The 18,584-nt window shown below is 26.1% G+C and carries 19 protein-coding genes and 1 riboswitch; of the genes, 2 read left to right on the top strand and 17 right to left on the bottom strand.

The annotated features are described in order from the left end of the window. Positions 1-201: 201 nt before the first annotated feature. The 3 genes from metH to Q0Y03_RS12870 form a co-directional block, all read right to left on the bottom strand. A complete protein-coding gene (metH, locus tag Q0Y03_RS12880) occupies positions 202-3,861 on the bottom strand; it encodes a methionine synthase (protein WP_297714210.1) in 3,660 nt (1,219 codons plus the stop codon). Between the two features lie 20 nt (positions 3,862-3,881). After that, positions 3,882-4,082: a hypothetical protein gene (locus Q0Y03_RS12875; protein ID WP_297714209.1), complete on the bottom strand. Its 201-nt coding sequence runs from the start codon at positions 4,080-4,082 to the stop codon at positions 3,882-3,884. 136 nt (positions 4,083-4,218) lie between these two features. Further along, entirely contained in the window at positions 4,219-4,635 is a 417-nt protein-coding gene (locus Q0Y03_RS12870; protein ID WP_297714208.1) for a C-GCAxxG-C-C family protein, read from the bottom strand. Between the two features lie 220 nt (positions 4,636-4,855). On the opposite strand from Q0Y03_RS12870, the gene Q0Y03_RS12865 reads away from it, so the two are divergent. Continuing rightward, complete coding sequence (locus Q0Y03_RS12865) at positions 4,856-5,833, top strand: biotin--[acetyl-CoA-carboxylase] ligase (RefSeq protein ID WP_297714207.1); 978 nt, start codon at positions 4,856-4,858, stop codon at positions 5,831-5,833. 129 nt (positions 5,834-5,962) lie between these two features. On the opposite strand, the gene Q0Y03_RS12860 is transcribed toward Q0Y03_RS12865, so the two are convergent. The 13 genes from Q0Y03_RS12860 to Q0Y03_RS12800 form a co-directional block, all read right to left on the bottom strand. Then, positions 5,963-7,018 carry a nitronate monooxygenase family protein gene (locus Q0Y03_RS12860; RefSeq protein WP_297714206.1) on the bottom strand — a complete coding sequence of 352 codons (1,056 nt, stop codon included), beginning with the start codon at positions 7,016-7,018 and terminating at the stop codon, positions 5,963-5,965. A gap of 321 nt (positions 7,019-7,339) precedes the next feature. After that, positions 7,340-8,191, bottom strand: coding sequence for an NAD(P)-dependent oxidoreductase (locus Q0Y03_RS12855; protein WP_297714205.1), 852 nt, complete (start codon positions 8,189-8,191; stop codon positions 7,340-7,342). 208 nt (positions 8,192-8,399) lie between these two features. Beyond that, positions 8,400-8,651 (bottom strand): NUDIX hydrolase N-terminal domain-containing protein, encoded by a 252-nt coding sequence (locus tag Q0Y03_RS12850; protein ID WP_363318746.1) that lies wholly within the window; start codon positions 8,649-8,651, stop codon positions 8,400-8,402. Between the two features lie 117 nt (positions 8,652-8,768). Then, a complete protein-coding gene (locus Q0Y03_RS12845; protein ID WP_297714204.1) occupies positions 8,769-9,233 on the bottom strand; it encodes a UPF0158 family protein in 465 nt (154 codons plus the stop codon). 215 nt (positions 9,234-9,448) lie between these two features. Next, positions 9,449-10,003 carry an ECF transporter S component gene (locus Q0Y03_RS12840; RefSeq protein WP_297714203.1) on the bottom strand — a complete coding sequence of 185 codons (555 nt, stop codon included), beginning with the start codon at positions 10,001-10,003 and terminating at the stop codon, positions 9,449-9,451. Positions 10,004-10,034: 31 nt separating this feature from the next. After that, complete coding sequence (locus tag Q0Y03_RS12835) at positions 10,035-11,009, bottom strand: nucleoside hydrolase (RefSeq protein ID WP_297714202.1); 975 nt, start codon at positions 11,007-11,009, stop codon at positions 10,035-10,037. Between the two features lie 195 nt (positions 11,010-11,204). After that, a riboswitch (PreQ1 riboswitch) is annotated at positions 11,205-11,249 on the bottom strand. A gap of 83 nt (positions 11,250-11,332) precedes the next feature. Next, positions 11,333-11,716, bottom strand: a complete 384-nt coding sequence (locus Q0Y03_RS12830; protein WP_297714201.1) for a MerR family transcriptional regulator — start codon at positions 11,714-11,716, stop codon at positions 11,333-11,335. Positions 11,717-11,752: 36 nt separating this feature from the next. Continuing rightward, positions 11,753-12,571: a helix-turn-helix domain-containing protein gene (locus Q0Y03_RS12825; protein WP_297714200.1), complete on the bottom strand. Its 819-nt coding sequence runs from the start codon at positions 12,569-12,571 to the stop codon at positions 11,753-11,755. Positions 12,572-12,588: 17 nt separating this feature from the next. Beyond that, positions 12,589-13,899: an MATE family efflux transporter gene (locus tag Q0Y03_RS12820; protein WP_297714199.1), complete on the bottom strand. Its 1,311-nt coding sequence runs from the start codon at positions 13,897-13,899 to the stop codon at positions 12,589-12,591. 213 nt (positions 13,900-14,112) lie between these two features. Then, entirely contained in the window at positions 14,113-14,286 is a 174-nt protein-coding gene (locus Q0Y03_RS12815) for a response regulator (RefSeq protein ID WP_297714212.1), read from the bottom strand. Positions 14,287-14,303: 17 nt separating this feature from the next. Further along, the gene (locus Q0Y03_RS12810; protein WP_297714198.1) at positions 14,304-14,783 is read right to left on the bottom strand and encodes an LURP-one-related family protein; all 480 of its coding nucleotides are present in this window, start codon (positions 14,781-14,783) and stop codon (positions 14,304-14,306) included. 206 nt (positions 14,784-14,989) lie between these two features. Next, complete coding sequence (locus Q0Y03_RS12805; protein ID WP_297714197.1) at positions 14,990-15,262, bottom strand: hypothetical protein; 273 nt, start codon at positions 15,260-15,262, stop codon at positions 14,990-14,992. Positions 15,263-15,742: 480 nt separating this feature from the next. Continuing rightward, positions 15,743-15,898 carry a hypothetical protein gene (locus tag Q0Y03_RS12800; RefSeq protein ID WP_297714196.1) on the bottom strand — a complete coding sequence of 52 codons (156 nt, stop codon included), beginning with the start codon at positions 15,896-15,898 and terminating at the stop codon, positions 15,743-15,745. 191 nt (positions 15,899-16,089) lie between these two features. Here Q0Y03_RS12800 and Q0Y03_RS12795 point away from each other — a divergent pair, with 191 nt between their 5' ends. Beyond that, positions 16,090-17,376 (top strand): MFS transporter, encoded by a 1,287-nt coding sequence (locus Q0Y03_RS12795; protein WP_297714195.1) that lies wholly within the window; start codon positions 16,090-16,092, stop codon positions 17,374-17,376. Between the two features lie 138 nt (positions 17,377-17,514). On the opposite strand, the gene Q0Y03_RS12790 is transcribed toward Q0Y03_RS12795, so the two are convergent. After that, positions 17,515-18,432, bottom strand: a complete 918-nt coding sequence (locus tag Q0Y03_RS12790; protein WP_297714211.1) for an AI-2E family transporter — start codon at positions 18,430-18,432, stop codon at positions 17,515-17,517. Positions 18,433-18,584 lie beyond the last annotated feature (152 nt).

The following is an 18,584-nucleotide window of genomic DNA, read 5'->3' as shown; positions in this document are numbered from 1 at the left end:
TTTACCGACTTAGGCTTAAAAAGCCTAACGCGTCAATATATTAAAATTCATTAAACTTAAAGAACCGCCGTGTACCAGACCGGTACGCACGGTGGTGTGAGAGGTCGGTAGATAAAATAATTATCTACCTCCTACTCGATTGTTCTATAAATTAAAATTTCACTCAAAATAAAATTTATAATCTATTTAGAACTATATATTTTATTTATATGATAATATATTAGGTAAAGCATTCTCTAATGCCTCTTTAGTCCACCCACATCTTCTTGCATAGTCTTCAGCTTGATCTTTATCTATTAAATTAGAATTAAAATATCTTGAGTCTTCTGAAGCAAAATATAATCCACATACTGAAGATACTGGATCCATCATATAATTTTCAGTAAGTTTTACTCCAGTTATATTTTCACCATCTAAAACATCAAATAATCTTTTCATTTGACTTTGATCAATAAGTGATGGATATCCAAAAGCAGGCCTTATTCCTCTATAGCTACCTTTTAATATTTCTTTCATACTTAAATTTTCATCTGGTGCATATCCCCAATAATCTTTTCTTATATCTTCATGTAGCTTTTCAGCAAAGGCTTCGGCTAATCTATCACATATAAGTTTTAACATAATTGAATTGTAAGAATCACCTTCTAATTCCAACTTCTTAGCATATTCATTTGCCCCAAGTCCCGCTGTTACAATAAATCCGCCAATATAGTCTTCTTTTTGTAACTCTTTAGGCGCAATAAAATCTGAAAGGCATAAATACTCACCTTTACTTTTTTCTCTTTGTTCTCTAAACAGATTTAATGTTGTAGCTAAACTCTTATCTTTATTATATATCTCAATATTATCTCCATTTGAATTGGCCTCAAAAATTCCAAAGACACCTTTAATATTTATAATATTATTTTCTTCAATAAAATCTAACATTGTATTAGCATCATCAAGTATCTTTTTGGCTTCTTCTCCATAATTTGGATCTTCTAAAATATCTGGATATAACTTTTTCATTTCCCATGCTATAAAGAAGAATGTCCAATCAATATAAGGTCTTAAATCTGATACTTTATAATTAGTAACTTCTTTTATTCCAATAAAATTAGGTTTAAAAATCTTTCTATTATTCCAATCTATTTTAAGTCTCTTTTCTCTAGCTTCTTCTAATGATATCATTTTCTTTTCATATTTATTATAAGTTAATGTTATTTCTTCATACTCGTCTTTAATAGACTTAATATACTCATATTTATTCTCACCTAAAAGATTCTTGCATATTTCAACTGTTTTTGAAGCATCATATCCATATACAATTGTGCCACTATAATTAGGAGCTATTTTTAATGCAGTATGTGGTTTGGATGTTGTAGCGCCTCCAATTATTATTGGTATATTCATATTTCTTTTTTCCATCTCAGATACTATATGACACATTTCATCTAAAGAAGGTGTAATAAGACCGCTTAACCCAATTATATCTACATTTTCTTTAATAGCTATTTCTATTATATCTTCACAATGAACCATAACTCCTAAATCTATTATTTCAAAGTTATTACAAGCAAGAACTACACCAACAATATTTTTACCAATGTCATGGACATCTCCTTTTACTGTTGCCAAGAGAATTTTTCCAGCTTTAGATGTGTCCCCTTGTTCTTTATCTTTTTCTATATATGGAAGTAAAAATGAAACAGCTTTTTTCATAACTCTTGCTGACTTAACAACTTGAGGTAAGAACATTTTCCCATCTCCAAATAGCTCTCCAACTTTAGTCATACCGCTCATTAATGGACCTTCTATAATATTAAGAGCCTTAGGATACTTGTTAACAGCTTCTTTTAAATCTTCATTAATATACTCAGTTATTCCTTTAATTAATGAATAACTTAATCTCTCATCTAAAGTATTTTCTCTCCATGCATTTTTATTATTTTGAACTATATTAGTTCCATTTTTAAACTCTTCTGCTTTATCTAATAATCTTTCTGCAGCATCTTTACGTCTATTTAAAACTACATCTTCAACTAGGTCTAATAAATCTTTTGAAATATCATCATAAATTTGTATCATTCCTGGATTTACAATTCCCATATCCATACCTGCTTCAATTGCATGATATAAAAATACTGAGTGCATAGCTTCTCTTATAGTATTATTACCTCTAAATGAGAATGATAAATTAGAAACTCCCCCTGAAACTTTAGCATATGGAAGATTTTCTTTTATCCATCTAGTTGCATTTATAAAATCAACAGCATAATTATCATGCTCCTCTATTCCTGTAGCAATTGCTAAAATATTTGGATCAAAGATTATATCTTGTGGCGGAAAATTTAATTTATTTACTAATAAATCATATGCCCTAGCACATATTTCTTTTTTTCTTTCAAAAGTATCTGCCTGTCCATTTTCATCAAATGCCATTACTACAACAGCTGCTCCAAACTCTTTAACAACTTTTGCATGATTTAAGAATTCTTCTTCTCCATTTTTTAAAGAAATAGAGTTTACTATTGGTTTTCCTTGAATACTTTTAAGACCAGATTCAATTACTTCCCATCTTGATGAATCTATCATTATAGGTCTTGAAGATATATCTGGTTCAGATGCTAATAGTTTTAAAAAATACTCCATTTCTTTAGCGCTATCTAGTAAGCCATCATCAAAATTAACATCTATTATTTGAGCACCATTTTCTACTTGATCTTTTGCTATAGATAAGGCTTCTTCATATTTTTTTTCTCTAATAAGCCTTGCAAATTTAGCTGAACCAGCAACATTGGTTCTTTCCCCTATGTTTATAAAGTTATTTTCTTTACTACTTCTAACTACTTCAAGTCCACAATATATACTTTCTATTTTTACTTCAGGAATTAGTCTAGGCTCTAATCCTTCTACAGCCTCAGCTATTGCTTTTATATGAGCTGATGTTGTTCCACAGCATCCACCAACTATATTAACTTTCCTTTCTTTTGCTAATTGTCTTATAAACCCTGCAGTTATATTTGGTAATTCATCATATTCTCCTAAAATATTAGGTAATCCTGCATTAGGATAAACTGATATAAACATATCTTGAGTATTGGCTAGTTCTTTTATAAATGGTATTATATCCTCTCCACCAAAGGAACAGTTTAATCCTATAGAAATAACATTTTCATTTCTAATTGATTGTGCAAAAGCATCTAATTTTTGACCAGATAAGGTTCTTCCTGATTTATCAGTTAAAGTACCTGAAATCATTATAGGCAGACTTTTTCCTTTTACTTTGTAAACATTATTTGCCGCAATTATAGCTGCCCTAGCATTTAATGTATCAAAAATAGTTTCTATTAATATACAATCTATTCCACCATCCATAAGTGCAGAGATTTGTTCACTATAAGCTTCCACAAGTTCATCAAAACTTATATTTCTATAACCAGGATTTTCTACATCTGGTGATAAAGATGCTGTTTTATTTGTAGGTCCTACAGAGCCTGCAACAAATCTTGGTTTCCCTGGATTTTTTGCTGTAAATTCATCAGCTATTTCTTTTGCAAGCCTTGCTGATTTATAATTTAAATCATAAACTAAATTATTTAATCCATAATCTTCCTGAGAAATGCTATTTGAACTAAAGGTATTTGTTTCAATTATATCTGAACCAGCTTCTAAAAATCCCCTATGTATTTCTTTTATAACTTCAGGTTTTGTTATAGATAATAAATCATTATTACCTTTTTGTTCTTTATTAAAATTTTTAAGCAGTGCCCCTCTATAATCTTCTTCAGTTAACTTAAAACTTTGTATACTCGTTCCCATAGCCCCATCTAGAACTACTATTTTCTTTTTTAAAATATCAATTAAATTGCCCCTATTCATTTGCTTTCCTGCCTTTACTTTTAAATTTTATTATCTACTTTAAACTTTTTATAAAATGAAAATATACCTGAGCCTATTATTCCTAAAACGCCTCCAAGTGCAAAGAAAAATAAAATATCTCCTGCTAAAGAGCCAATTATTATTCCTAGTCCAACTCCACTAGCTAATCCTTTTGTTAAATATTCATAATCTTTTTCTGATAAAATTAATTTCTTCCACACGTCTATTACACCCCATAATTATAATCCAAAATTTAATTTATATTTATTAGACGTATACATTACATAAAAAGTTCCATTAATTTCTTTATTTTTTATTTGACATAAAATTTATATTAATATTATAACTATTAAAGAATTAATACATATTCAATTTCTCATCTACTAATTCTTCCAGAATTTCTGCTGCATCTTCTACACAACCTCTACAAGAACGTAAAACAGTTCCTGTAGTAATACCTTTTAACTCTTTACATATAATTGAAGTATTTTTTTCCTTAAATCTTCTTTCAATTTCATTTAAAAGCTCCATATCATCTTTGATCGGTTCTGCAGGGTTTTCTGGATTTATATTTCCATTTAAATAATTAACTATTACATATGCTCCCATTACAGCGCCACATACTTTATATGCTCCACCACTATATTTTCTAACAATTTCTTTCATTGTAGCTTCATCTACATCAACCAAATCACAAAAAGCACATGCTACAGCTTGAGAACATGTATATCTATTACTATGAAGCTCTATTGCTTTGTTTTTTCTTATTCCCATTTTAAATCATACCTCTCTTTTATTTTTACTTCACTTAATATTATATATATCTTTTTTGTAATTGTCACATTAATACTTTTTTGTAAAGTATTCTAACATTTTTGACTATGTCAAAGATTTTAACTAAATAAATAGTAATTTTTAATTGTTAACTATATTATATACTTTGATTGACAAGATATTTTTAACTCAATATAATTTTTGTAGGAGGTAATTTATTATGTTAAAAAGTAACGTTTTAAAAGTTTTAGAAGAGAATAAAGGAAAAACAGTTTCTGGTGCTGAAATGGCCAAAACTTTAAATATCTCAAGAACTTCAATTTGGAAAGCTATAAATTCATTAAGAAATGATGGATACAATATTAAGGCTGTAACAAATAGAGGTTACTCTCTAGCGGATAATACTGATCTAATATCTAAAGAAGGTATTTCTCTATATTTAAATAAAGAATTTTCAAATATAGAAATATATACTTATAAAACAACTACTTCTACCAATGAAGTTGCAAAAAAATTAGCTTTAACTGGAGCTAAACACGGAACTGTTGTTATTTCAGAAGAGCAAACAGCTGGTAAAGGTAGGATGGGCAGATCATTTTACTCTCCAGCTAATACAGGTATTTATATGAGTATTATATTACGTCCAAATCTAACAGCAATGGATTCAGTATTAATTACAACATCTTCATCTGTAGCTATATGTGATGCAATACATAAAGTTACAGGTATAGAATGTCAAATTAAATGGATAAATGATATTTATATAAATAATAAAAAAATAGGAGGTATTTTAACTGAAGCCTCAACTAATTTTGAAAGTGAAACTATTGACTACTTAATTTTAGGAATAGGAATTAATTTTAACAATCCTAAAGATAATTTTCCTGATGATCTTAAAGAAATTGCAGACTCTCTTTATAAAGGTAATAGTAATGGTATAAATAGAAATATACTTTGTGCAGAGATACTAAATAATATTTTAAGTATTATTCCAAAGATTAAATACTATGACTTTATTCAAGAGTATAAAAAAAGAAGTATTATTTTAAATCAAGAAATAATGTATACAAGTGGAGGAATTTGTTCTAAAGGGAAAGCTATAGATATAAATAATGATGGTTCTTTAGTAATAAAACATGATGATGGTTCTATAAAAATATTAAATTCAGGTGAAGTAAGTATTAGGATGTTGAACTAAATGAAAAAGCTAACTACAAAATCACTTAAGAAAAAATCAAACAATAATCTCTTCTAGAAAGGATTATATAACATAAAAAATACTGGAACTGTCGCATTTGCTTTTTCGATAATCCCAGTATTTTTATCACTAATTATTTAATTCATCTATTAATTCTTTAACAGTAATAATTTTATCTAATCTATATGCATTTTCACCACAAAATACAAGTGAATTATCAACATCGCCTTTTACTGCACGTACTAAAGCACCTGTTATACAATAAGGTATAGTTGCCATATCACATTTTTTTAAGCATTTATAACATTTGCTTATTTTTTCATTTGTTAACTTTCTTTCTTCCATAAATTTATTACTTATAGCTCGTCCTGGCATACCAACTGGACTTTTTACAATCATTACATCTTCTTTCCTAGCATTTATATATGCCATTTTGAAATTAATATGAGCATCACATTCTTCAGTAGCTACAAATCTTGTTGCCATTTGAACTCCAGAACATCCTAAATTCATATAGTGATTAATATCATCTCTATTATAAACACCACCTGCAAATATTACTGGTATTTTCTTATTATATTTCTCTTCATATTGTTTTACTATTTCAAGAATTTCAATTACTTCTTTGTCGTAACCTTTAGATTGGTATTCTTTTAATCTGTCACTAGAAAATCCTAAATGTCCACCTGCTTTTGGCCCCTCAATAATTACCATATCTGCAGTTCTTCCATAACGTCTATCCCACATTTTTAAAATTACACTAGCTGATTTTGGTGGTGATACTATAGGTACTAATTTTATATTTGACCCTTCTGTAAACTTTGGTAAATCAGTAGGCAATCCAGCACCTGATATAATTAAATCAGCACCATTATCAATTGCGCATTTTACATACTCTTCATAATTCCTAGTGGCACACATAATATTAACACCAATTATTCCACCATTTGATATTTCTTTTGCTTTTTTAATATGTTTACCTAATGCTCTAATATTAGCTGTTAATGAATCTTTTCCAAAATCATCTTCTAAAAATCCTGGTTGTGCTGCTGATATTACTCCTATTGCGCCTTCTTTTGCGACTGCTCCAGCAAGTGAAGATAAGCTTACACCAACGCCCATTCCCCCTTGTATTATTGGAACATTTGCTACTAAATCTCCTATAATCAATGAATTTAATTTCATATATTAACCCTCCTGGTTGTTTAAACTAATTTAAGTAGTTTTCATAACTATATACTATATTGTTAGTATATATAAGATGAAGATAATTGTCAATATATATTAATCAAATATTTTGATTATAAAAATATTTTTTCAAAAAAGCTAAAGAAATCCTTGACTTTATTTTTTAAACTTATATTTAAAATATTTAAAATATATCTCTGTAAAAATTTTATATAAAATAGTACCAGTAAATAATACATTGGAAAATATGTATTATTTACTGGTACTTATCTATTTATAATAAATATAACTATAAAAACAAAGTTTATAAAAATCTATTTAATTATATTTTTCTATTATACTTTGAGTTCCATAATCTCCAAGACCATTTTTCTCTAGTTCTTCATACAGCTCTAATACCTTATTAAGAATAGGCAAATCTTCACCCCTTTCTTCCATAACTTCCTTAGCTATTTTCATATCCTTTATAAAATGCTTATTAAAGAATCCAGGTGCATAATCTTTTTCAATCATCTTATACCCATTGTTTTGAAGTTGCCAACTTCCGGCAGCACCTTTTGATATAGCATCTAAAACAGTTTTAGGATCTAGACCAGATTTTTTAGCATAGGTAATTGATTCAGCTACTGCAGCTACTGTACCTGCTATAGCAACTTGATTACATGCCTTACAGTTTTGTCCACTACCTGCTTCACCTAAATAAATTATATTTTTACCCATACATTCAAATATACTATACATATATTCAAAATCCTCTTTATTTCCACCTACCATAATTGATAATGTAGCATTTTGTGCACCAATATCTCCACCTGAAACAGGTGCATCTAAAATATGAAATTTATCACCTAATTCATATAATCTTTTAGCAAGAATTGGTGATGAAGTAGTCATGTCAACTAAATAAGCACCTTCCTTTGCATATTTAAAGATTCCTTCTTCACCTAAATATACTTCTTCAACATCTTTTGGATATCCTACAATAGTAAATATTGCATCTGCATTTTTTACACATTCTTTAATACTATCTTTAACCTCTATTCCGAATTCCTTTAATGGCTCACACTTTGAAATTGTTCTGCTAAAAACAGAAACATTATGTCCACTTTTTGATAAGTTTTTAGCCATAGCACTTCCCATGACCCCAGTTCCAATCCACGCTATATTCATTTTTTACCTCCATATTTTAAAATATTATATATTTTTTTATTTCTTCATTTTCATTATACTTTGTAAAGAATTGGAGATTAATCAAATAGAACTTTCCAATTTTCATCTTCTTTTGCTTTAAAACACATCTCGATTTGCTCAAAATTAGATTTTTCATTAGATAGGTTAGGTAAATTATCAAGTGAAAAATATCCTATTTCTGTAGTCTCTATATTTTCAACAAACTCTCCACCAATAAGATCGCATTGAACTGATATCCTTTTTCATTACAAAACAAATTTTTAATTTTATTAACTGGAATTTCAGTTTTATAACTTAACATTTCAGCTGCAATATTCCTTAACTGTTCATATCGTTCTTTATCATATACATCTTTAGTATATGTTAATCCACATTGGGCAATGCTTTGTATTTCAATAGCCCATTTTAACCATGGTTCTTTTAAAAATGTATTATTCATAAATCCTCCAATTATTAAGCTTCCTATTGAAACTTTTTATACCTAAAATATTATTTATAACCTATATTATTATGATTAATTTCATGTTGTATTATTTTTCTTCAAACCTTTTTGAATTTAATACTCTATATTATTATCATTACACCATTTAATAGCTAGATTTCTTTCAGCCTCTTCTCTATAATCATACCAATCATTAATAAGACCTTCATTTTCAATTGATTGTCTTAATTCTCTAAAAGAATCTTTAATATTTAATATTTTATTTTTTAATTCTGTGTCTTCTATATTATTACAAAACTCAATCATCATACCATACTCATTAATATCCTCATGAGATGGAAGCTGAATATAATCACTTGGATTTTCTCTAAAATCATTAATAGAAAGTATAAGCTCTTTTTCCCAGTCTTCAAAGTTGTCTAAATTATGTATATCATCAGCTTTATAAGTTGCAGTGCTACTATCTTCTATATAAATTATAATTCCTGTCTTTTTGTTATAGTAATGTTGTAATAGTTCGCCTTCAAATTCTATACATTCTATTACATCGTTTAAATCTACTTTTAATTTATTATTCAATTATAATCACATCTTTCTTATTTATTACTTATTATTCTTAATTAAAATTAATTACCATCATTATATTAAATTATTCATGGTATCTCAATAAAATATAAAAAATAATCATATCTAAATTATGTATATAATTTAGATATGATTAAAACTTCCTGTTATATATTACTTAAATATAATTATTATAAAAATATGATGAGTACCTCATACCCCTATATATATTATACTCTATTTGTAACTTTTATATTTTTAGATACTGATTTTAAAATTGTTAATACAAGTAAGACTGTAATACTTTTATCTAATAAATCAAATAATATTTGTGTAGAAAATATACTTGCTACTATGTTTACTCCAGCCTCTTTTAAATACATTACAATAAAAGAAGTACCTGAAGAAGTTATACCACCAAAAACAAAAGCTGAAATTAATGATGCCATAAGTGATCCCATTACAGTTGTTATTATAATTCCTAAAATCAAAAATTTACCTTTAAATAAATTCTTTTTATAACATATACCTGCTATTAAACCTATAATTACTTGAACTGGAATAAAATATAGTGAGTATGGGTCAAAAGTTAATCCATTAATTAATGAAGTTACTATTCCTGTTAACATTCCACCAATAGGCCCAAATAAAAATGCTGATAGAAAAGTTCCTATTGTATCAATAAATATTGGTAACTTCAATGCTACAGCAATAAAAGCGCCAATTATATTAAGTACAACTGCTATAGACATAATTGTAATTTTAAAAGTATTAGTTTTTTTCATAGTAAAATCTCCCTATTATTTATACTTTAATTTAGTTAACTCCATACTTAGAATTATTAAGTACTATTTCAATATCTTTTTTACTCTCTGGGAATATTCTTTCAAGAAACATTTTCATAAATCTTTTAGAGTCTACTTTTGTTAATATACGACCATTATGCTCTTTTCTATAAAAATTTCCTACATCAACTAAAGTTTGTCCTACTGCAATTCCATCTGTAACTATATCTAAATAAGATGTAAAACCTTCGCAAAGGGTTCTATCTATAAAATATGCTACTGCTAAGGGATCATTTATTACACATCCTAAAGTTCTTTCCTGATTCCAATGAAAATCAACATAAAACCTTATTATATCTACAATAAAATTAGCTACATCTCCTCCAATTTGATTAATAAGTTCTATAAGATTAGGTGTTAATATTATTTCTCTAGTAACATCTAATCCAACCATTGAAAATGGTACTTTACTCCTATCAAAAACTTCTTTAACCCCATGAGGATCTACCCAATAATTAAACTCTGCAACTTGTGAACAATTTCCATGAGATCTAAAAGCCCCTCCCATTGAAACTATTTCATTTATCATATTAAATCCTTCTTCATCTTTTTCTAGTGCTTTTGCCAAATTAGTTAATGGACCTAATGCAATTACACTTATATCTCCTTTTCTTGCATTTTCTAAAATGAAGTCAACACCACCATAATTAATTTCCACATTTGCTTCTTCATAATTAGTTTCACCAAGGCCATCTTCTCCATGTGTATCTTGAGCTGTTACAAGTTCTCTTTCTAATGGAATCTCTTCACCAATATATACTTGTATATCTTCTCTATTCATAATCTTCAATACCTTTAATGCATTTTTTGCACCTTGATCCGCTTTAACATTTCCTGAAACTGTAGTAATTCCTACAATTTCTAGTTCAGGTGAATTCAATGCTAAAATTAAAGCTAATGAATCATCTATACCTGGATCACAATCAATTATTACTTTCTTTTTCATTTTATCTGCTCCTTTACTAAATAAATATAAAATTTATATTGAGTAAATAAAAAAAGGAATAAACCTAAAGTTCATTCCATCACAAAATAAAGGGAGCTATACTTAATAGCTCCCTCATATATCAAAACATAGTATTATTTTATTGAAATTTTTACAACAAAATTATCCTAATATCTTTAGTTTTAAAGACTATTAGGGATCCTAGTTTTTTATAGAGGGATGGTTACGAACCTCTCTCAGAATTACTCTGAGTATATAAATTTTACATACTTAGTATATATGTTTTTTCTAAATTTATCAATATTAAACATGTAATTTTATTTTTACTCACTAATTTTTAATTCTTCTTCAAACTTTAACATACGCTCTTCATATCCATCTATCTTTTGATCTAAAAACTTTAAAGTTTCTTGTAATTCGTTAACTTTTTCAGCAATTTGCTTCCTTTGCTCAAATAATAATTCCTTTCTTGCTGAAATTGTATCACTACCTTTTTGAAATAAATTAACATACTCAATAAGAATTTCAATAGAAAGTCCTGCACTCCTAAGACATTTTATAAATTTTACCCATTTACAGTCACCTTCTGTGTAATCTCTATTACCACTACTATTTCTATTCACTGGTGGAATCAATCCAATTCTTTCATAATAACGTAATGTATCTGCTGATAATCCATATTTTTTACTAACCTCTGTAATTGTCATTTAATATTCACCTTAATCTCTATTGTTTTTTATTTATTATATTTTAATTTGTATTTCTAATTGAATTATAGATTTTTCAGCCTCTTTAGTATTTACCCTTGATAATATAGAAAATTCATTAAAATCACCTATTGTTTCTATATTATTGTTATTAATATAATCAAGCATCATTTTATAATATTTTAAATTATTTTTATACCCATCATCATAATACATAGTAAGATAATTACCTTTAGGAAGTATGACGTTTTCCCTACTTTCACTTATACTTTCATGTTTATAAAGCATTATAGCAGTATAGACTACTTTATCTTCTATTCTTAAACTATCTAATGATGCTTGAAATACTAACTGAGAATGTAACATCCAATTATCTTTTTCTGATTTAAGTAAAATTTTTCTCAAATTTAATTCTATATCTTTTTCATCTCTTAATATACATTCATATTTTTTAACTATTCTTTCATCATTATACTTAATAAAGATTTTATTTTCTTCAACTGCTTTAGTTTCTTTTAGTCTATCATCTAAAAAATTAATATATGATTTAACCGCTTCAAGTTCATTGATTTTTTCATCTAATACTTTTCTTTGCTGATCAATTAATTTTAACATAGAATCTACTGATATTTCATTTTTTAATAGTTCTTCTATTTCCTTTAGTGATAATCCTATAAGCTTACACTGCTTTAATAAATCAATTTTTATAAATTGATTTAATGAATAATACCTATAATTATTTTGTTCATTTATGTAAGCAGGCTTAAGAAGCCCCATTTTGTCATAATATCTTAATGTTTGAATTGGAACATTGGTCAATTTAGATATTTCCCCAACTGAAAAATAAGTTTCCATCCTAAAACTCCTCTAAGTTAATTCGAATTTTCAATAGCCTTTATAGTATAAGACTTAATATTGATAGAATACCTTAAAATAATAAAAGTTAGCAATTCAGAAATAAATAAACTTATCCATATTCCATTAATTCCTAATAATTTAGATAAAATAAATAATGATATAGGAAGTAATAATATACTTCTACAAATACAAAAAATATTTGAAATCTTAGGTATACTTATTGCTTGATAATACACTGTACTTGTTAAATTAAATCCTACCATAATAAATGCAATATTTATTAAGTTTAAACCTATATATGCAATATTGGATATGACTGGATCAGAAGTGAAAATTGATATTATACTCCTTCCAAACACAAAACACACACATATAAAAACTATATTTATTATAAATGCTGTTTTCATTGTTATAGAGTAGAAGTTTAACATTTTATCTGATTTTTTTGCTCCGTAGTTATAACTTAACAACGGTTGTACACCAAATGATAATCCTAATAATACCATATAAATATTAGTTGTTATATAATTAATTATTGCAAATGATGATAAAGAACTTTCTCCACCATAGTTAACTAATGCTAAATTCATAAAGAATATTATTATAGAAAAACTTACTTCTGCAAAGAAAGACGGAAAACCTATATTTATAAATTCTTTTATTATTTCTTTTTCTAATCTAATATTTCCAAATTTTAAAATTCCCTTATTACTTATAAAATGAGGTATCAATATAGCTATAGTTACTATTTGTCCAAGTCCTGTTGCAATAGCAGCACCTTTTATTCCAAGCTCTAATGGAAATATAAATATATAATCTAAAACTATATTAGTTACTGCCCCTGACAAAGTTGATACCATTGCAAGTTTTGGTCTACCATCATTTCTAACAAAACTATTTAAAGCAATTCCTATTAAATTTGGAATACAGAATAAACTATAATATTTTAAATAAATTGAAGCTACTGGAACTAAATTATCTGTAGCACCTAATATTTTTACTATTTCTTTTGAAAATACTATAGAAACTAAACTTATACCTAAACTTAAAATTAGTAAGAACTTAAAGACTTGTCTAAATATCTTTATTGCTTTATCTTTATTATTGCTTCCTATATTCTTTGATACAAGGTCTCCTCCACCAACTGCAAACATAGTTGCAATACCAAATAGCATTATAGTAAATGGCATAACTATATTAACTGCTGCTAAGGCAGAGTCTCCAATACCTTGTCCAACAAAAATCCCATCAACTATTGTATATAGTGATGAAACAAACATTGCTAAAGCTGAAGGAACTGCATATTTTAAAAATTCTTTTATCATGATTTTACCTCCATATTTTATTCCTTTAATCATGATAAAGTCTATAGTAACTATAGAGTCAATAGTTATTTTAAATTTTATATTAAATTATACAAAATTTATCAACTACTTTATCATTCCATAAACTTTGTAATTTACTATCTATTTCATATATAATAATTCCAACTATAGCCACTTTTTCACCTAACTTTGCAATTGCAAAAAAATTAATGATTATAATTCTATAGGTAACATACAATCTGCATCTCTGAGCTCCTGTGCAAACTCATATCCATCCATATTAGGCATCATTATATCTAAAATAATCAAGTCTACATAATAATTATCTAATACTTCCATTGCCTTTATTCCATCCTCAGCCTTTAAAACTGAAAAATAGTTTCTAATATAAATAGCAGATAATTCTAATTATTGTTACGCTTATCTATTATATTATCAATAATTATAACTAAAGCTATAATAAAAGCATGATTTTCATAATTGATATCAACATAATAATTATCTGTAAATGATAAAATTTCTTTATCAATAACTGCAATAGTTCTTCCATTATGATTGATCTTATAACTATAATGCCAAAAATCACCTTCAATTTCAAAATCACCATAATTACTTTCAACAAATATACTATCCTTAAAGAATGTAAACTGTTTTTTTACAGTTCCTATAATACTATTATTATTATCATATATTTCATAACTAGGCATAAATTTTAGAAGTTTTTCCCTAACTCTATATATCTCATTATTATTTTCTATTACTCTAAACTGTAATCCAAAACTAAAAAATTCCTTATCGATAAAATAATAATCTTCTCCTTTATCATTTTTAACCCAAAAGTCTTCTTTAATCTTAAATAACTTTGATTTTATATAATATCGCATTAAAATATCCCCCTATGTAATTTTAATATTATCAAATATTTATTTTTATAAATCATTAAAATAGTTTGCATACGTTATAAATTTCATCCCTTTAATTAATATTAACATATTTAAATAACAAAAATAAATAAAATTCATCCAATATATGTATTAGCCTCCGGGGTTAATCCAAATATTGGATTGACCCCGGAGGCTAATACATATATTTACATTAGTTTTTTTATTACCATCTCTATATCTATTGTCTTTTCAGGTTTAAAACTATCTGATTTGATATATTTAATTAAACTATATTGAAGCCATTGTGCTTCTCTACTATCTTTTATATCTTTAAGTGGTGAAGTACAAACCAATATATTAGACTCATTTACCTTAAATTCATAAATTAATCCTAACAAATGATTTCTTTCGAAATTATCAATCATTTGTACAATTGGATGTATTTTTACATCATCTAAAATTGATAATTGAGAATTCATAACAATGTGCCACCATTGTGGTGTTGAATAAAATTCACATGGAAAATTTTCTAACGCTGGATGTTTTTCATTTATCTTTTATACCTGTTCCATATTGAATTTGTTTAACTCCTACTTCAGCTACGGAACATTTCTCCTTTATAAATTTTAATTTATAATTTTTAAACAAAAATATAGCCAAAATGTATATGTTTTCATTATAATATTAAATATTTTTTAGGTATTTATAAAAAATATTACATAAATTATTGTATTTATTTTTTCCCTTTTTGCATCATTTACGATGATATTAATTAAGATAATAAAAATTTTATTATTATATTTTTAATAATAAAATTTTAGATTTTTTACTAAGTATTCTATCTAAAATCAAGTTTAGTTCCTTCAAAAAACTATTATTAGCAAAAAAAGGCCAAACATAGAAAAAAACTATATTTTAACCTTTTATATTATAAAGAACTCACTATTAAATTATATAGTTTAAGCTTTATTTTCTTTTGTCTGTTTTCTTTTTCTAACTGGTACAAATTCTGATGTTGTATCATTTGGATCTATATATGTGTAATCTCCATTACTATCCTTTTTAAGTCCTAAGGATGCCATTTTCTTTTTAGTATTTCTTTGTTTTGTTACCAATTCAATCACCTCCATACTTATATTTACCTTTAAAGCAAACTCTTATTCTTAGAGCTTTTATCTATAATTTTATTTTTTGTTATTTTATAAATATTTTTAGGTAACTATCTTCTTATTTACAACACATAAAATTTACTAATATAGCTTATCCTAAACATAGAAACATTTAAAGTTATTTAGAGGTATATACTATGAAAGAATTTAAAACACTTAAAACTTATACTACATTCTCACGAAATGTCCAAATAATGGTCTTAAGTGAGTTAGCCTTAGCATTTGCATTTGGAATATATAGCTTCTTACAAATTCTTTATTTAAATGATATTAATATTCCTTCAGATAAAATAGGACTTATTTTTTCTATAGGTTCATTATTTTCAATGATTGGATTTTTCTTAGGACCTTTTATGCATATATTAGGCAGAAAAACTATTTTGCTATTGGGTTGTCTTCTAAGTGCTTTAGGAATAGGATCTTATATTTTATTTACAAACTTTTTTTTACTTTTAATTTCTCAAATTTTAATTAATATAGGCTTATGTTTTATACAAGTTACAGAACTTCAATTATTATATTCATATACAACACCTGATAAAGAATGTTGTGCTTATAGTTATAAGTCTTCAATTAACTTTATTGCATCAACCCTTGGAGGGTTACTTGCAGGAAATATAAATAAAATTCCACTATTTAAAAACATAGGATATAGAAAATTATTCTTTTTATCAATAATTTTAATTCTCATTGCTTTTACTTTAAGATTGTTCTTACTTCCTAGAGACAAAAGAATTAAAGCAGATGATAGAATATTAAAAAACTCAATAAGTAACACTATGACTTTATTAAAATCACATAAATCTATGCGTATTTTTGCAATATTCCTTTTTATAATTGCTATAGGTGGAAGTGCTGTTTGGCCCTATAATAACTTAATTTTAAAAACCCAATTTGGTTTAAGTAATACATATATATCAATAATAAGCTTTATTATAACCACATTAAATATGGTTGGAATTTTAACTATGCCAATTATAATCGAAAAATTTAGTATAAAAACATTTGAAATAGTATCTCTAATATCACTAGCTACAAGCATGATTTTATTAAGTTTTAATCTTTCAAAAATATTTTTTATTATTATGTTGATAAGCAGATCTGCTTTTGCCTGCCTTGTTGGCTCTTCTTTAGATAGCTCTATGATGAGCCATATTGAACTTGATAATAGAGATGTTTTTGCCGGAGTAAAACTATTAGTTAATAGTATAGCTTGTGCTATAGGTAATTTTATTGGTGGGTTTATTATTGAAAATATTAATTTTAGAGGAATTTATATTTATGGATTTTGTGTATTAATTATAGTAATTACTTTCTTCTATATAAAGGTATCTAAATTATTTGATCGATCTATTATTATTGAAAGATATAATAGAAATTGTAAGTGCCGCTTGCGTCATAAATATATAGAACGTAAAATTTAAAGATTAAGCCACTAAGAATTTTATTTCCTAGTGGCTTAATCTTTAATATTTATTTTAAATACCTTAATCTAATACTTTTATTAAAAATACTAATAATATTTAATCCTAATACATTTCTTTTTTAATTACTTTTTCTTATTAATTCGTAATTTTAATATCTTTATTATTTAATCTATTATCTACAATCTCTTTAAATACCTTATATATTACAGAAAATATAGGTATACCTAATAATATTCCTATAAGACCAAATGTATTTCCTCCAATAACCATAGCTAATATTACCCATATTGGTGGTAATCCTATTGATCCTCCTACAACTTTAGGATAAATTAAATTACCCTCTATTTGCTGAAGTACAATTATAAATAGTACAAACCAAAGAGATTTCATTGGATCTATTATTAAAATTATAAAAGCTGAAGGTATTGTTCCTATAAAAGCCCCAAAAATAGGTATTAAAGCTGTTACTGATACTATAACACTTATAAGTAATGCATATGGCATCTTTAATATAATCATTCCTATGAAGCATAAAACTCCTATAATAATTGCTTCTATAAATTGCCCTCCAATGTAGTTAGAAAAAGCTTCATTTGATATTTTTGATAAATACATTACTTTATCAGCAAATTTCTTTCCACTAAAAGCATATAAAACTTTTTTCATTCCTAATTGTAATTTTTCTTTATTTAATAACATATATATTGCAAAAAATAGAGAAATAATAAAATTAAATAATCCACTAGTAAAACCTAAGGTAATATTTAATACCCCTGATAAAGATGATGCCACTATTTGTCCAGTAAACTGAAGAATTTCCTTCCAAGCAGATAAAAAATTATTCCATACTGTATTTAATATTTCTGTATGACTAACATACTTGCTTATTAATACTTCAAATGATTTCATATATGATGGTACTGCATTAGTTAATGTAGATATACTATCAATAAGTTGTGGAATTATAAATCTAATTAATCCTATAATTACCATAAATACAAGTATAAAAGTTAAAGCTACTGATAATGGTCTTTTAAACTTTGAATATTTTATATATTTTTTATTATTATAAATTGCAATAACAAATTGAACTAATTTCTGTTTATGACTTAAATACTTGAATTTACTTAGATTGAATAGATTTTATCTAGATATATTTCAAATAGTTCTTCTGGAGTTTTATAGTTTAGTATTCTCCTTGGAAG

The sequence above is a fragment of the Clostridium sp. genome (genome assembly GCF_026168755.1).
Lineage (GTDB): Bacteria > Bacillota > Clostridia > Clostridiales > Clostridiaceae > Clostridium.
This window is presented reverse-complemented; position numbering and strand designations above follow the sequence as displayed.

What these genes read in the sequence shown, in the direction of transcription:
- Q0Y03_RS12835 (WP_297714202.1), bottom strand. Translation starts at nt 11,009, where the DNA reads ATGAAAAAGAAAGTAATAATTGATTGTGATCCAGGTATAGATGATTCA.
- Q0Y03_RS12865 (WP_297714207.1), top strand. Translation starts at nt 4,856, where the DNA reads ATGTTAAAAAGTAACGTTTTAAAAGTTTTAGAAGAGAATAAAGGAAAA.
- Q0Y03_RS12825 (WP_297714200.1), bottom strand. Translation starts at nt 12,571, where the DNA reads ATGGAAACTTATTTTTCAGTTGGGGAAATATCTAAATTGACCAATGTT.
- Q0Y03_RS12860 (WP_297714206.1), bottom strand. Translation starts at nt 7,018, where the DNA reads ATGAAATTAAATTCATTGATTATAGGAGATTTAGTAGCAAATGTTCCA.
- metH (WP_297714210.1), bottom strand. Translation starts at nt 3,861, where the DNA reads ATGAATAGGGGCAATTTAATTGATATTTTAAAAAAGAAAATAGTAGTT.
- Q0Y03_RS12830 (WP_297714201.1), bottom strand. Translation starts at nt 11,716, where the DNA reads ATGACAATTACAGAGGTTAGTAAAAAATATGGATTATCAGCAGATACA.
- Q0Y03_RS12820 (WP_297714199.1), bottom strand. Translation starts at nt 13,899, where the DNA reads ATGATAAAAGAATTTTTAAAATATGCAGTTCCTTCAGCTTTAGCAATG.
- Q0Y03_RS12855 (WP_297714205.1), bottom strand. Translation starts at nt 8,191, where the DNA reads ATGAATATAGCGTGGATTGGAACTGGGGTCATGGGAAGTGCTATGGCT.
- Q0Y03_RS12795 (WP_297714195.1), top strand. Translation starts at nt 16,090, where the DNA reads ATGAAAGAATTTAAAACACTTAAAACTTATACTACATTCTCACGAAAT.
- Q0Y03_RS12805 (WP_297714197.1), bottom strand. Translation starts at nt 15,262, where the DNA reads ATGAATTCTCAATTATCAATTTTAGATGATGTAAAAATACATCCAATT.
- Q0Y03_RS12810 (WP_297714198.1), bottom strand. Translation starts at nt 14,783, where the DNA reads ATGCGATATTATATAAAATCAAAGTTATTTAAGATTAAAGAAGACTTT.
- Q0Y03_RS12850 (WP_363318746.1), bottom strand. Translation starts at nt 8,651, where the DNA reads ATGAATAATACATTTTTAAAAGAACCATGGTTAAAATGGGCTATTGAA.
- Q0Y03_RS12840 (WP_297714203.1), bottom strand. Translation starts at nt 10,003, where the DNA reads ATGAAAAAAACTAATACTTTTAAAATTACAATTATGTCTATAGCAGTT.
- Q0Y03_RS12870 (WP_297714208.1), bottom strand. Translation starts at nt 4,635, where the DNA reads ATGGGAATAAGAAAAAACAAAGCAATAGAGCTTCATAGTAATAGATAT.